This window comes from Streptomyces sp. NPDC091279, assembly GCF_044757465.1.
Lineage (GTDB): Bacteria > Actinomycetota > Actinomycetes > Streptomycetales > Streptomycetaceae > Streptomyces.
This window is the reverse complement of sequence record NZ_JBIVVA010000003.1, coordinates 132137-147996: the sequence shown is the minus strand read 5'-3', so window position 1 is coordinate 147996 and position 15860 is coordinate 132137. Positions and strand designations below refer to the sequence as shown.

Sequence of the window (15860 nt, the reverse complement as noted above, 5' to 3'; positions counted from 1 at the left end):
TGATGGCTGACTCCCACCAGACCGATCAGCAGGTCGTGGCGGCGCTGCGCGCCTCGCTCAAGACCAACGAGCGCCTCCGCCGCCAACACCGCGAACTCACCGACGCCGCCCGGGAACCGATCGCCGTGATCGGCATCGGCTGCCGTTTCCCCGGCGGCATCGCGAGCCCCGAGGCCCTGTGGGACCTGGTGAGCGCGCGGCAGGACGCGCTCACCCCGTTCCCCGCCGACCGGGGCTGGGACCTCGACACCCTGTACGACCCCGACCCGGACCAGCCGGGCGCCTCCTACGTCCGGGTGGGAGGTTTCCTGACCGACGCGGCCGACTTCGACCGGGTCTTCTTCGGCATCTCACGCCGCGAGGCCGCCGCCATGGACCCGCAGCAACGGCTGACCCTGGAGACGGCCTGGGAGGCCTTCGAACGGGCCGGGATCGTGCCCGCCGCCGTGCGCGGCAGCCGGACCGGCGTCTTCGTCGGCGCCGCCGACCAGGGCTACGGCATGAGCCTGTGGCCCCCGCCGGAGGACCTGGAGGGCTACCTCCTGACCGGCGGCGCGTCCAGCGTGATCTCCGGGCGGGTCGCCTACACCCTCGGCCTCCAGGGTCCCGCGCTCACCGTGGACACCGCGTGCTCGTCCTCACTGGTCGCCCTGCATCTGGCGTGCCAGACGCTGCGCCTGGGCGACTGCGACCTGGCGCTGGCCGGCGGCGCGTCGGTGATGGCGACGCCGGGACCGTTCACCGAGTTCTCCCGGCAGCGCGGCCTGGCCCCGGACGGCCGGTGCAAACCGTTCTCGAACGACGCCGACGGCACCGGCTGGGGAGAAGGCGTCGGCATGCTCCTCCTGGAACGGCTCACCGACGCCCGCCGCAACGGGCGCCGGGTCCTCGCGGTGGTCCGGGGCAGCGCCATCAACCAGGACGGCGCGAGCAGCGGACTCACCGCGCCCAACGGCCCCGCCCAGCAGCGCGTCATCCGGCAGGCCCTCGACCGGGCCGGGCTCGCACCGGCCGATGTGCACCTCCTGGAGGCGCACGGCACCGGCACCGCGCTCGGCGACCCGATCGAGGCCCAGGCGGTCCTGGCCACCTACGGTCAGGACCGCCAACTGCCCCTGTATCTGGGGTCGGTGAAGTCGAACATCGGGCACACCCAGGCCGCCTCCGGGGTCGCCGGTGTCATCAAGACGGTCATGGCGCTGCGCCACCGCACGCTCCCGGCGACCCTGCACGCGGACCCGCCCTCCGCCGCCGTCGACTGGTCCACGGGTGCGGTGTCCCTGCTCACCGACAGCGCCCCGTGGCCGGACACCGGGGAGCCCGGGCGGGCGGCGGTGTCGTCGTTCGGGGTCAGCGGCACCAACGCGCACATCGTCCTGGAGGAGGCCCCGGACGCGCATGAGGAGGCCTGGCGGGCCAACTCGGCCGAGGGTGAGGGGAGTTCGGCGTCGGTGCCGTGGGTGCTGTCCGCGCGGGGTGAGGACGCGCTGCGCGCCCAGGCCGCCCGCCTCCTCGCGCACACCGAAGCCGGGCCCGCGACCGACGTGGACGCGACCGGCCGGGCCCTGGCCACCACCCGGTCCGTCTTCGAACACCGGGCCGCCGTGACCGCCCCCGACCGCGCCGGGCTCCTGGCGGGCCTGACGGCCCTCGCGGCGGGTGAGCGGCACTCCGCTCTGGTCACCGGCACCGCCCGCCAAGGCGGCCGTTCCGCCTGGCTGTTCCCGGGGCAGGGGGCCCAGACGCCGCGCATGGGACGGGAGTTGTACGCACGGTTCCCGGTCTTCGCCGAAGCCATGGACAAAGTCTGCGAACTGCTCGACGCCGACCTCCGACGGCCGCTGCGGGACGTGCTGTTCGCCGCCGACGGCACCGAGGACGCGGCCCTCCTGGACCGCACCGAGTTCACCCAGCCCGCGCTGTTCGCCGTCGAGGTCGCGCTCCACCGGCTCCTCGAATCCTGGGGCCTGCGACCGGACTTCGTGCTGGGCCACTCGGTCGGTGAGATCGCCGCCGCGCACGTCGCGGGCGTCCTGACCCTCCAGGACGCCTGCACCCTGGTCGCCGCGCGCGGCCGCCTGATCGAGGCGCTGCCCGCGAGCGGCGCCATGGTCGCCGTCCGCGCGGCCGAGGCCGACGTGCTGCCCGCGCTCGCCGGACTGACCGACCAGATCGGCATCGCCGCCCTCAACGGCCCTGCGGCCACGGTCATTTCGGGCGACGAGGCGACCGTGCTCGGGGTCGCGGAACAGCTCACCGCCGACGGGTACAAGACCCGGCGGCTGACCGTCAGCCACGCCTTCCACTCCCCGCTGATGGAACCCATGCTCGCGGACCTGGCCCAGGTGGTCGGCGGCCTCACCTTCGCCGCCCCCGCCATCCCCCTCGTGTCCACCGTCACCGGCGAGCGCGCCGACGTCCGCGAACTGGCCACCCCCGCCTACTGGTTGCGCCAGGTCCGCCAGGGCGTCCGCTTCCATGACGGCCTGCGCACCCTGGAGGCGGCCGGGGTGACCCGGTTCCTGGAGACAGGGCCCGGCGGTTCCCTCGCCGCGATGGCCCGGGACTGCCTCACCGCCCCCGACGCGCTCGTCGTACCGGCCCTGCGCCGCGACCGCCCGGAACCCCGCACCCTCCTGACGGCCCTGGCCCACCTGCACGTGGACGGCGCCACCGTCGACTGGCACGCCGTGCACGCCCCCGAGCCCGCCCACCCGGTGGACCTGCCCACCTACGCGTTCCAGCACGAACGGCTGTGGCCCACCGCCGACCGCACCGCCCGGGGCGACGTCGAGGCCGCGGGCCTGGCCGCCCCGGACCACCCGCTGTGGGGCGCCTCCACCGAACTCGCCGACGGGGGAACGGTGTTCACCGGCCGCCTCGCGCTGCGCACCCACCCCTGGCTGGAGTACCACGCCATCGCCGGCACCGTCCTGCTGCCCGGCACCGCCTTCCTGGAACTGGCCCTGCGCGCGGGCGAACAGGTCGGCTGCGAGCGGGTCGGTGACCTCGTCGTCGAGGAACCCCTCGTGCTCTCCGCGACCGGCGCGACCCTGCTCCAGCTGGTGGTGGGCGACCCGGACGGGCAGGGCGCGCGCGAGCTGCGGATCTCCTCCCGCCCGGCCGACGGCGCCGACGGGCACCCCTGGACGTGCCACGCGAGAGGCGTCCTCGAACCGGCGGGCGGGCCACCGGAGTTCGACCTCCGGCAGTGGCCGCCCGAGGGCAGCGAACCGCTCCCCGTGGACCGGCTCTACGACCGTTTCGCGGGCCGGGGCTACGAGTACGGGGACGCGTTCCGGGGGCTCAGGTCGGCCTGGCGGCGCGGCGACGACACCTTCGCAGAGGTGGAGCTGCCCGCCCAACAACAGCCGCTCGCCGAGCGGTTCGGCCTGCATCCGGCGCTCCTGGACTCCGCGCTGCACGCCGTGGGCCTGGGCGGCTCGGACGACCCGGAACAGCCTGCGGTCGCCCCCGTGGTGTTCTCCTGGTCCGGCGCCGCCCTGCACACCCCCGGCGCGACGGCGCTGCGGGTGCGGCTCACCCGGGTGGGCCCCGAGGAGGTCTCCCTGGCCGTAGCCGACCTGACCGGATGCCCGGTGGCCTCGGTGGATTCCCTGGTGCTGCGGCCGATCGCCGCCGAACAGCTCACCCGGGCCCGCGCCGCCCGCCACCCGTCCCTGTTCGGCCTGGAGTGGACCCGCGTCCCGGCGGGCGCCCCCGCCCCGGCGGCCGGGGTCTGGGCGGTGGCGGACGCCTCCGGCACCGACTGGGGCCCCGGGGTCACCGTGCACCCGGACCTGTCGGCCGTCCGGGAGTCCGCCGTACCGGACGCGGTCCTTGTGCCCTGCCTGGACGCCACCGGACCGACCGAGGCGGCACTGCGGGCCCTGGAGCACGTGCGGGCCGCGCTGGCCGAGGACGGCGGCCCGGTGGTGCTGCTGACCCGGCGAGCGGTGGGCCCGGACGCCACCGACCCCGCACAGGCGGCCGTCTGGGGCCTGGTGCGGGTGGCGCAGGGCGAACACCCGGGCCGGTTCGTCCTGTTGGACATCGACGACGAGCCGGAACGTGGCCTGCCCGCCCGCTGGCTCCCCGCGGTCCTGGCCACTGGAGAACCCCAACTCGCCCTGCGCGCGGGCACCTTGCACGTCCCCCGGCTCACCCCGCTCCCGGTCCCCGACCCCGCCCCGCTCCTCGACCCGGCCGGCACCGTCCTGATCACCGGCGGCACCGGAGCACTGGGCCGCACCCTGGCCCGGCACCTGGCCCGCACCCACGCGGCGCGCCGCCTGACCCTGCTCGGCCGCCGGGGCCCGCACGCGCGGGGCGCCGCCGAACTGGTCGCGGAACTGGCCGAGTTGGGCGCCGAGACGACAATCGTCGCGTGCGACACCGCCGACCGGGACGCCCTCGCCGGGGTACTGGCGGGGATACCGGCCGAGCATCCCCTCACCGCCGTGTTCCATCTGGCGGGCGTGCTGGACGACGCCGTCCTCACCTCCCTCACCGCTGAGCGGGCCGCCCCGGTGCTGCGCGCCAAGGCCGACGCCGCCCACCACCTCCACGAGCTGACCCGGCACGTCGACCTGTCGGCGTTCGTGCTGTTCTCCTCGGCCGCCGGCACCCTCGGCACCCCCGGCCAGGGCGCCTACGCGGCCGCCAACGCCTACCTGGACGCACTCGCCGCGCACCGCAGGGCCCAAGGGCTGACGGCGACCTCGCTGGCCTGGGGACTGTGGGCGCAGCCGGAGGGCATGGCGGGCGACCTCGACGCAGCCCACCTCGGGCGGATCGCCCGCGCGGGCATGACCCCGCTCACCGAACCGGACGCCCTGGCCCTGCTCGACGGCGCCTGCGCGACCGGCGAGGCCCTCGTGCTCCCCGCCCGGCTGGACTTCGCCGCACTGCGCGGCCTGGCCAGGTCCCGCCCCGACGCCTTCCCGGCACCGCTGCGCGGCCTCGTCCGCACCCCACGCCGACGCGGGACACGGACGCCGGACGCGGCGGGCGGCGCTGCGGCCCTGCTGCGTCGGCTCGCTGCCCTGCCCGACGCGGAACGGGACACGGCCCTGCTCGACCTGGTCCGCACGGAGGCGGCGGCCGTCCTCGGCCATCCCGCCCCGGACGCGGTGGCGGTCGACGGGGAGTTCCTCGAAATGGGCTTCGACTCCCTCGCCACCGTCGAACTCCGCAACCGTCTCGCCGACGCCCTCGGGGTCCGGCTGCCGACCACCGCCCTCTTCGAACACTCCACCCCGACCGCCCTCGCCCACCGCCTGCGCACGGCGATCCCCCGGCCGACGACGCCGGTACCGCTGCCGGTGCCGACGGACGGCACACCGACGCCGGACCCGTCGGCCCAGGGCCCGTCGGCCACGGACCCGTCGGCCCCGGTCACGGCGGCCTCGAACACGCCGACCCTCGACGCACCGGCGCCGGAAACGCTCGTTCCGCTGCTGGAAAGGGCGTGCGCGCAGGACCGGTTCGAGGAATTCCTGACCCTCCTGATGGCCGCCTCGGAATTCCGCCCGTCCTTCGACACCGACCAGGCCGCCCACCTCGCCCCGAAACCCCTGGTATTGGCGCGGGGCGAGCAGGCGCCCGGCATCATCTGCTTCCCTTCCATGCTGGCGGTGTCGGGGCCGCACCAATACGCGAGACTCGCCGCCGAATTCCGTGGGAAACGGTCCCTCACGGTCCTGCCCGAACCCGGGTTCCTGCCCGGCGAGCCGCTCCCGGCCGGCGTCGAGGCGCTCGTCGAGGCGCAGGCGACGGCCGTGCGGCGGGCCGTCGGTGAGGCGCCGTACGTGCTGCTCGGGCACTCCTCCGGCGGCCTGATCGCCCACGCCGTGGCCTGCCGACTGGAGGCGGAGGAGCGCGGCCCCGCCGCATTGGTCCTGGTCGACGCGGTGATGTTCGGTGACGAGACCCTCGGCGGCCTCGGCCACGGGCTGGCCGACGGCATGCTCGCCCGGGGCCGCGCCGACGCGCCCCTGAACGACGACCGGCTCGTGGCCATGGGCGGCTACGTCCGGCTCTTCGGCAGCTGGCGACCGTCCGAACTCGCCGCGCCCACCCTGCTGGTGCGCGCCGCCGACCCCCTGCCCGGCACCCCGGAGGACACCGTCTGGCGTTCGTCCTGGCCGTTCCCGAACACGGCCATGGACACCTGCGGAAATCACTTCACGATGCTGGAGGACCAGGTGGCGGAAACGGCCCGGGTGATCGAGAAATGGCTCACGGAATCCCTGTGAACAGCCCTGGAATATATGGGCAGTTCTGAATGCCCCTGTATCCCTCTGCATCCCTCTGCATCTCCCTGCATCGCTCCTGCGGCGAAAGGAAAGAAATGGTGAACGAAGTGGCGGACGCCGCCAGGGTGCGGCACGCGGTCGTGCTCGGTGGCGGGCTCGCGGGCCTGCTGACGGCGGCGGTCCTCACCGGGTACGCGCAGCGCGTCACCGTCGTCGAACGGGACCGGATGCCCGAGGGCCCGCAGCCCCGCAAGGGCACCCCGCAGGCCCGGCACGCCCACATCCTCATGACCAGCGGCGTGGCGGCCATCGAGACCCTGGTGCCCGGCTTCACCCGCCGCCTGCTCGCCTCCGGAGCCCACCAAGTGACCGTGCGGACAGGGGTGTTGACCTGCTCGGCCAACGGCTGGCTGCCCCGCGAGGGCGACTTCCAGCAGATCATCACCTGCGGCCGCCCCCTCCTCGACTGGACCGTCCGCGAACTGGTCCTCACCGACGACCGCATCACCCTCCTGGAGGAGACCGACGCCGACGGACTCACCGGGGACGCGCGCCGGGTCACCGGCGTCCGGATACGCGCCCGGCGCGGCGAAGAGGCGGACCACACCGGGCATCTCGACGCCGACCTCGTCGTCGACGCGACCGGGCGCGGCTCCAGCGCCCCGAGCTGGCTGGCGGCGCTCGGGGTGCCCCCGGCCCGTGAGGAGAAGGTCGACACCGGACTGGCGTACTCGACCCGGATCTTCCAAGCCCCGTACGAGGCCGCCGGGTTCCCCCTGGTCAACGTGACGGCGGACCCCGGCGATCCGCGCCCGGGGCAGGCCGGCACGCTGCTGCCGATCGAGGGCGGCCGCTGGATCGTCACCCTCTCCGGCATCCGGGGCTCCCAACCCCCGTCAGGGGAACGGGAGTTCGCCGAGTACGCGCGGGGGCTGCGGCACCCGGTGATCGCCGACCTCATCGCGGCCGCCGAACCCGTCGGACCGGTCCACCAGTCCCGTTCCACCGCCAACTGCCGCCGCCACTACGACCAACTCCCGCTCTGGCCCGCCGGGTTCACGGTCCTCGGGGACGCCGCCGCCGCGTTCAACCCGGTCTACGGGCACGGCATGAGCGTCGCCGCCAAGGAGGCCCTCGCCCTGCGGTCCGTGCTGGAGCGGCACGGCCCCGACCCGGCCCGCTCCCGGGATTTCCAGCGGGCGGTCGCCGGGGCGGCCCGGGACGCCTGGACGCTGGCGGTCGGACAGGACCTGCGCTACCTCCCGGACGACGGGAGCCAACGACGGCTGCCCGCACGGCTGTTGCGCCGTTACCTGGCCCGTTTCGCCCGGGCGTCAGCGAGCCGCCCCTCGGTGGCCTCCGTCGCCGCCGACCTCTACACCCTCTCCGCCCCGCTGTCCCGGGTGACGGCGCCGAGGACCGTCCTCGGCACCCTCCTCGGCCCCGCCCACCCCCCGCTCACGGCACCACCGCTGACCGACGACGAACGCAAACTCCTGGTGTCCGTCACCGGAGTCGCCTACTGACCCCGGCCCCGCTCGGCCGTCAACTCCCCTTCCCCCAACCGCCCTTCCTTCTGCCAGCCTCGGAGGAACCCATGACCGGCACCTGCCCCGTGCGGCTGTACAGCCCCGACTACTTCCACAATCCCCACCCCGCCCTCACCGACCTGCGCGACGCGGGCCCCGTCCACCGCGTGGCCCGCCCCGACGGCCTCGACGTATGGCTGATCACCCGCTACGACGAGGCCCGCGCCGCCCTGACCGACACCCGGTTCTCCATGGACGGCCACCGCGTCCAACAGGCCCTCGGCGCCCACGCGTACGGGTACCTCGACCCCGCCAACGACGCCCCGCACACCCTGCTCTCCAGCGACCCGCCGGACCACACCCGGCTGCGCCGCTTCGTCAACCGGGCCTTCACCGCCCGCCGGATCGCCGCGCTGCGCCCTCGGGTCCAGGCCATCGTCGACCGGCTGCTCGACGACCTCGCCCCGCTGCACGGCGCCGACCTCATGGAGTCGTTCGCCGCCCAGGTCCCCATCGAGGTCATCTGCGAACTCCTCGGGGTGCCCGTCGAGGACTGCGACCACTTCAAACGGTGGACCTCCGCGCTGTTCCTGCCCCACACCGGCACCGCCGACGACCCCGCCACCGACGCCATGCGCAGCCTCGGCGCATACCTGACCGACCTCGTCGCCCACAAACGCGCGACCCGCGACGCCCAGGACGGTCAGCACGCCCAGGACACCCAGGAAGCGCACGACGACCTGGTCACCGCGCTCATCGCGGTCCGCGACGACGGCGACGGCGACCGGCTCTCCGAACACGAACTGGTCAGCATGATCGTGCAGTTGCTCATCGCCGGGCACGAGACCACCGTCAACGGCATCGGCAACGCCGTGTTCACCCTGCTGCGCCACCCGGACCAACTCGCCGCGCTGCGCAGCGATCCGTCCCTCATCCGCACCGCCGTCGACGAACTCCTGCGCTACGAAGGCCCGTTGGAGACGGCGATCCTCCGCGTCGCCGTCGAGGACGTCCCCGTCGGCGACACCGTCATCCCGGCCGGCGCGTTCGTCAAGGTCGTCCTCGCCTCCGCCGACCGCGACCCCGCTCACTTCACCGACCCCGACGCCCTCCGCGTCGACCGCGAGGAGAACCGGCATCTCCAGTTCGGACACGGCACGCACAACTGCCTCGGCGCCCATCTCGCCCGCACCGAGATGGAGATCGCCCTCGGCTCCCTGCTCGCCCGCTTCCCCGACCTGGCCCTCGCGATCCCGGCCGACGACGTCCGCTGGCGCGAGATCATGATCATGCGCAGCCTCACGGAGCTGCCGGTCACCTGGTGACACACCCCCGCGAAACGGCGACGGAAGCCGGACGGAAGCGGCCACTTCTACGCTGACGCTGATACTCGGGCCGGGTGGCGACACCCGGCCACGGGCTGCTACCGAGGAGCGGAACATGGGAGAGGAACGAGGGGAACGAACGGGGCGAGAGAGTCCAGGAGGACGAGAGGTACGCCAGCGGCGAGGGGGCCCAATTCCGGTGCCGCAGGCGGGGCGAGCGGGCCCAATTTCCGTGCCGCAGGCTGGGCGTGCGGGGCCGACTCAGGTACCCCAGACAGGACACACTGGCCCAACTCCGTTACCGCAGACGGGGCGTGTGGGTCCGGCGGGTCGAACAGGGCGTGAGGAGAGGGTCGTTCGCGAGGAGCTGCGGATCACCATCCTCGGCAGGCTGGCCGTCGCCCGGCGCGACGGACGCACCGCCGCCCCCACCGCGCCGAAGGAACGCAAGATCCTGGCGCTGCTGCTCCTCAACCACGGCCGGGTCGTCCCCACCCACACCCTCGCCGAGGAACTGTGGTCCGCCCACCCGCCCCGCAGGATCGGCGCCTCGCTCCAGACCTACGTCCTCAACATCCGCGACCGGCTCGCCCGTGAGCTGGGCCTGCCGGGCAGATGGGTCCGTGACCACCTCGTCGTCACCAGCAACGAGGGGTACCGATTCCCGTCCGCCGACGGGCACTTCGACCTCGCGGAGTACCTCCGCCTCGCCGACCTCGGGGAAGCCGCCACGGCGCGCGGCGACAGCGCGGACGCCGTGCGGGCGCTGCGGTCGGCGGAGAGCCTGTGGCGCGGCCCGGTCCTGCCCGACCTCGAACACGGGCTGCCGCTGCGGTCCGAGATCGTCCGCCTCGAACAACGCCAGCTCGTCGTACGGGAGTTGCGTATCGAGGGTGAGTTGCGGCTCGGCGGCCACCGGCGGCTGGTGAGCGAACTGGCCATGCTCACCGTGCGCCACCCCTACCACGAGCGGTTCCACGAGTACCTGATGCTCGCCCTGCACGCCTCGGGCCAGACGGTGCAGGCGCTGGAGGCCTACCAGCGGCTGCACCGGGCCATGGTCCAGGAGATCGGCATCGAACCCTCGGCCCGCACCCGCCGCCTCCATCAGGACATTCTGTGCGCCCGCGTCCCGGAGCCCGCGACACCGAACGCCGGACAGCCCCGAATTCCTTCCTGAATGACGTGTCCGGTCCCGGCCATTCCCTCTCTGGAACATCCCGGCCAACCTCCGGGAATCGAACTCGAACGATCGCCATTCTCCCGTTGCCTCGTTACTTTCAATTGAGTGTGAAATCCGGTTGCGGCCAACTCGATTGACGGAATGTGGGTGACTGGCGGATGGGTATGTGGGCCACTCCCGCGGAAGTGCCACGGTCAGAGATTCCTTTCAGGCTGCTGGGCCCGTTGGAACTCGTCGACGACAACGGAAGAAGGTGTCTGCTTCCCGGTCGGCAGCAGGCCGCGATGTCCGCTCTGCTGATCCGCGCCAATCGGGTGGCGAGCATCGATCAACTGGTCGACGCCATCTGGGAGGAGACGCCGCCGCCGACGGCCAGGGCGCAGGTGCAGTTCTGTATGCACACCCTGCGCCGGGCCCTGGACGATCTGCGGATGCCCGCCCGGATCGTCACCCAGCCGCCCGGCTACCGGCTCGACGTCCACGAGGACCACCTCGACAGCCACTGCTTCGAACGGCACGTCGAGAACGCCCGCGCCCTCACCCGCGCCCGGCGTGCCGAGGAGGCCGTGGACGCGTTCCGGCGCGGGCTCGGCCTGTGGCGCGGCGCCGCGCTCGACGGTGCCGGGCGGGCCCTGCGCGATCAGGTGCTGTGGCTGGACCGGATGCGGGGCGAGGCCCTGGAGCAGAGCATCGAGCTGGAACTCGGCCTCGGACAGCACCGGGAGGTGGTGGGGCGGCTGCGCGTGCTGCTCGCGGCGGACCCGCTCGCCGAGGGGTTCCGCCACCACCTCATGCTCGCCCTCTACCGGTCGGGCATGAAGGGCGAGGCGCTCGACGTGTACCGGGACGGGTGCGCGCTCATGGCCGAGCAGTTGGGTCTGGACCCCGGCGAGAAGCTGCGCCGCCTCCAGGAGGCGATCCTCGCCGACGACCCGGCCCTGTTCCCGGCCGAGGAGAGCGCCCCCCGCCCGGTCGCCTTCCTCACCCACCTCTTCGCCGACCGCCCGCTCCGCCAACTCCCCGCCGACCTCCCGGACTTCACGGGCCGCACGGATCTCGCCGCCGACCTGTCCGGGCTGCTCGCCAACGACGGCAACGACGGCAACGACGGTGACGGCGACCGCGCTTACGGCTGCGGCGACGCCTGGCCGGGCGGGCGGGCCGTACCCCGCATCGTGAACATCACCGGCATGGCGGGGGTCGGCAAGAGCGCGTTCGCCGTGCACCTGGCGCACCGGCTCTCCGACGCGTTCCCTGACGGCCAGCTCTACGTCGACCTCGGCGGCGTTCCGTCGCCGGGGCCGGGTGCGGCGCTGGCCCAGATCCTCACCGGGTTCGGGTACGACGCGGCGGCCCTCCCCGGGGTCTCCGCGAGCGCCGCCCTGTACCGCAGCCTGCTCGCCGACCGGAAGGTGCTCGTGCTCCTGGACGGGGCCGAGGACGAGAAGGAGGTGGCCCCGCTGCTGCCCGGCTCCGCCAGCTGCACGGTCCTCGTGACCAGCCGCCGTCGGCTCACGGGGCTGCCGGGCGCCCGGTTCGTGCCGGTGGAACCGTTCACCGAGGACGAGGCGACGTCGTTGCTGGCGCGGATGGCGGGGCGGGCCCGGGTCGAGCGGGAACCGGGGGAGGCGGCGGCCCTGGCCGACCTCACCAGCGGGCTGCCGCTGGCGCTGCGTATCGTCGGCGCCCGACTCCGGGCCCGGCCGCACTGGCCGCTCGCCACGATGGTGCGGTCCCTGGAGGACGAGCACCGCCGCCTCGACGCCCTCATCCACGGCGAACTCGCCGTCCGCGACCGCCTGTTGTCCGTCCACGCGGGCCTGGACGCGGAGGAGGCCCGGCTGCTGCGGCGGCTGGGGGCGCTGGGCGGGCGCCGGTTGCCGCGGTGGACGGCCGCTGCGGTTCTGGACGGCGGCTGGCAGCACGCCGACGACCTGCTGGAACGGCTCGCCGAGACCGGCCTTCTCGACACGTCCGCGGCCGAACCCGGGCACTTCCGCTGGACCGACCTGGTCCGGGTCTTCGCGACGGAACGCCTCCGCGGGGAAGAACCGGAAGCAGAGCCGGCAGCGCTGCGCCGAGCCCTGCAAGGCTGGCAGTCCTTGGCCGAACGTGCCTCCCGGCTCCCCCGGGGAGGGGGCCCCGCCGGTCCGGGAACCCCGGGTGCATCCGAGGGTGACGAGGCCTGGCGGGTGCCGGACGAGTACGCGGTGGGCATCGTGGCCGATCCGGTCCAGTGGTTGGACGCGGAGCAGGACACGTTGCATGCGACCCTTGCCCGGGCGCGCTCCCTGGGCCTGGCCTCCCAATGCGCCACCCTGATAGCGACCCTGACCCCCCTGACCCCCTACCACCCATGCCCCACGGCATAACACCCCTACCCAAGCACGGCACCGCTGGGTTTGCCGTGGTCGGGTGCGGCGCCGTTGTGGCTGGTCGCGCAGTTCCCCGCGCCCCTTCCCGGCGATGCCCCTGGGGTGTCTTTTGGGGCTCGCGAGCCTTTCAAGGCGCCCGAGGGCGTCGCCGCTTAAGGGGCGCGGGGAACTGCGCGCCTAGCCGCGACGGTGCCGCACTTGCCCCCGGAGCCTGCCTCGCCCCGGCGGAACCGGCCTGGACGGTAAGGGACGTCCTTCGCACCCCCGTGAGGGAACCGCACCCGGCTACGTTGAGGACGCGGCCGTGGCGCCACCACGACCGCCCCGCCGCCCACCCCCTGTCACCCACCGAGGGAGCCCCCGTGACCCCGCCGCAGAACCCGGCATCCACCGCCTGGAAGCCCCTCCGCGAGGAAGAGGAAGAGGAAGCCGGCGCCCCCCTCGTCCTCGCCGTGGACTTCGCCGGCTCGGGCCGCCCGGAGTCGACGTTCACCGCACTGTCCCCCCTCCTCGCCCCCGGCGTGACGCTGTGGGAGACCCGCCAGCCGGACCCGGAACTGGCCCGCACCTTCGACGGCGAGGACTTCGTGAGGTTCTGGGCGCAGGCGGTGCGGGCCACCGGCCGCCCCGTGCACGCCGTGCTCGGCTACTGCGTGGGCGGCCTGTACGCGGCCCGCCTCGCGCAACTCCTGTCGGAGGGGCAGGACACGCCGCCGCGTGTGGTGCTCTTCGACCCCGAACTCCCCGACGTCGCCGGGATGACCGCCGACTTCCACGCCGCAGTAGCCCGGCTCTCCTCGGTGCTGACGCCGCAGGAGCACGCCCTGGCGGACCGGGTCGCTGAGGAGGCGGCACGGGACTTCACCACCGTCGCGGCGTTCGGCGCGGCCCTCACCAAGTCGTTCGCGGAGATCGCGCACACCGCGTTCGCGCGGGCGGGACTGCTCACCGAGCTGGCCGACGAACTGACGCTCACCTACGAGGCGTTCGTGTCGTACATCGCGGCCGCGTCGGCGTACGACCCGGCGGAACTGTGGCCGAACGCCACGGCGGTGACCTCACCCACCGCCGACCCGAACGCCCGGCACGCCGGTCACCGCGTCCCGGTCGAGGTGGCCCACGAGGACATCCTGCGCAGCCGGACAACGGCAGACACGGTGAACGCCCTCCTCATCTGAACCGGCCCGGACCGGCCCCCGGCGACCAGCCCCACCGCACCCCCCGCCTCACCCCCGCCTCACCCCCCGTCCACGAACCCCGCCAGCGCTTCCGCTCGGCGGTGTTCGAAGATGTCCTGGAGGCGGAGGGTCAGGCCCTCGGTGCGGGCTGCGGTGATGAGGTGGATGGCCGTCATGCTGGTGCCGCCTCGTTCGAAGAAGTCGTCGTCGGGGGTGATGGCGGGGACGGCGAGGACGTCGGCGAAGAGGCGGCAGATGAGGTGTTCGGTCGGGGTCGCGGGCTCGCGGCCGCCGGGCGGTGCGGCGAACTCGGGGCGGGGAAGGGCGGGGCGGTCCAGCTTGCCGTTGGGGGAGAGGGGGAGCGCGTCCAGGGGGACGACCGCGGCCGGCACCATGTACGCGGCCAGCGACTCGCCCGCGTACGCCAGCAGCTCCGCCGGCACGCACCGCGCCCCCCGCGCCGCCACCACGTACGCGACGAGGTGCTGGGCGCCGGGCGCGTCCTCGCGCACCACCACCGCGGCCTGCGCCACGCTGTCGTGCCGTTGCAGGACCGCCTCCACCTCGCCCAGTTCAAGGCGCTGCCCGCGCAGTTTTACCTGCCCGTCCGCGCGTCCGGCGAAGACGAGCGTGCCGTCGTCGGCCTGCCGGACCAGGTCACCGGTGCGGTACATGCGGGCGCCGGGCGGCTGCCACGGGTCGTCGAGGAACCGCTCCGAGGTCAGGTCCGGGCGGTGCAGGTAGCCGCGGGCTACCCCCGCGCCCGCGAGATACAGCTCCCCGGTCTCCCCGGGCGCGCACGGCCGCCGTCGGTCGTCCAGGACGTAGGCCACGGTGTTGGCGACCGGCAGCCCGATCGTGGGCGCCGGATACGCGGACAGCCGCGCGATGAACGCGTCCACCGTGCATTCGCTCGGCCCGTACAGGTTCAGGGCGAGCAGGTGCGGGAGCGTGCGCAGACGGTCCCACTGGGCGGGGCCTATCGCCTCGCCGCCGAGGGCCAGGACCCCGGGGCGGTGCGGGTGCGCCGGGTCGAACAGGCCGTTGTGGTCGAGCTGTTCGGCGAAGGTCGGGGTCGTCTCGATGACGTCGACGCGCTGCTCCACCAGGTAGCGGACCAGGAGTTCCGGGTCCCGGCGGGTGGCGTCGTCGACCAGGTGCAGTTCGTGGCCCTCGAACAGCCAGAGCAGCGGGTCCCACGCGGCGTCGAAGGACTGCGCGGCGGTGTGCGCCACGCGCAGCCGGTCCCGGCCGAGGTGGTCGGTGGCCGGGCCGAAGAACAGTTCGCGGTGCGAGGCCACGAGGTTCATCAGGGAACGGTGTTCGACGGTCACCCCCTTGGGGCGGCCGGTCGAGCCCGAGGTGAACAGCACATAGGCCGCGTCGTGCGGCGTGATCGGCCGCGCCCGGTCCGCCGCGCGCACCGGCGCCGCGGACCGGGCGGCGATCGCGGCGACCACGTCCGGGTCGTCGAGGAGCAGCGCCGGGACGCCGGGCGCGAGCCGGTCGGCCAGCGCGCGGGTGGTGATCGCCAGACCGGGCCGCGCGTCGGTGAGCATGGCGGAGATCCGCTGCGCCGGGTAACCGCTGTCCACGGGCACGTACGTGGCGCCCGCGGTGAGCACGGCGAGCAGCGCCACCACCGAGTCGGCCGTCCGGGGCAGCAGCACGGCGACGCGGTCCTCGCCGCCGACGCCCCGGCCGAGCAGCTCCCGGGCCAACCGCTGGACGCGGGCGTGGAGTTCGGCGTAGGTGCAGGTCGCGTCCGGGGCGACCAGGGCCGTCGCCGCGGGCCTGGCCGAGGTGGCCCGGTGGAGCAGGTCCGGCAGCAGCACACCGGGCACCGGACGTACCGGGCCGGTCAGCGCGTGCGTGACGGTCGGGGTCATCGCTTCTCCTACTTTCCTCGTGGTGCGGGCCCTCGGGGCGAAAGGGGCGAAAGGTGTGGAAGTGGTGGAAGTGGTGGAAGGGGGGAAGACGGGCAGGGGGTGCCGTCGGTCCGTGACCGCACCC

The 15860-nt window shown here is 74.1% G+C and carries 7 protein-coding genes; 6 read left to right on the top strand and 1 reads right to left on the bottom strand.

Features of this window, described 5'->3' with window-relative positions; translation table 11 throughout:
* Positions 1-35: 35 nt before the first annotated feature.
* From ACIQOU_RS07890 to ACIQOU_RS07865, 6 genes are all read left to right on the top strand, one after another.
* Positions 36-6257 (top strand): type I polyketide synthase, encoded by a 6222-nt coding sequence (locus ACIQOU_RS07890; RefSeq protein ID WP_401535789.1) that lies wholly within the window; start codon positions 36-38, stop codon positions 6255-6257.
* Positions 6258-6352: 95 nt separating this feature from the next.
* Complete coding sequence (locus tag ACIQOU_RS07885; RefSeq protein WP_401534958.1) at positions 6353-7783, top strand: FAD-dependent oxidoreductase; 1431 nt, start codon at positions 6353-6355, stop codon at positions 7781-7783.
* A gap of 71 nt (positions 7784-7854) precedes the next feature.
* Positions 7855-9111 carry a cytochrome P450 gene (locus tag ACIQOU_RS07880; protein WP_401534956.1) on the top strand — a complete coding sequence of 419 codons (1257 nt, stop codon included), beginning with the start codon at positions 7855-7857 and terminating at the stop codon, positions 9109-9111.
* Positions 9112-9427: 316 nt separating this feature from the next.
* The gene (locus tag ACIQOU_RS07875) at positions 9428-10291 is read left to right on the top strand and encodes a BTAD domain-containing putative transcriptional regulator (protein ID WP_401534954.1); all 864 of its coding nucleotides are present in this window, start codon (positions 9428-9430) and stop codon (positions 10289-10291) included.
* Positions 10292-10452: 161 nt separating this feature from the next.
* On the top strand, positions 10453-12666 hold the full coding sequence (locus ACIQOU_RS07870) for a BTAD domain-containing putative transcriptional regulator (protein ID WP_401534952.1): 2214 nt from the start codon (positions 10453-10455) through the stop codon (positions 12664-12666).
* A gap of 365 nt (positions 12667-13031) precedes the next feature.
* Positions 13032-13847: a hypothetical protein gene (locus ACIQOU_RS07865; protein WP_401534950.1), complete on the top strand. Its 816-nt coding sequence runs from the start codon at positions 13032-13034 to the stop codon at positions 13845-13847.
* 59 nt (positions 13848-13906) lie between these two features.
* Here ACIQOU_RS07865 and ACIQOU_RS07860 read toward each other — a convergent pair whose 3' ends face one another.
* Complete coding sequence (locus tag ACIQOU_RS07860; protein WP_401534948.1) at positions 13907-15736, bottom strand: amino acid adenylation domain-containing protein; 1830 nt, start codon at positions 15734-15736, stop codon at positions 13907-13909.
* Positions 15737-15860: the final 124 nt, after the last annotated feature.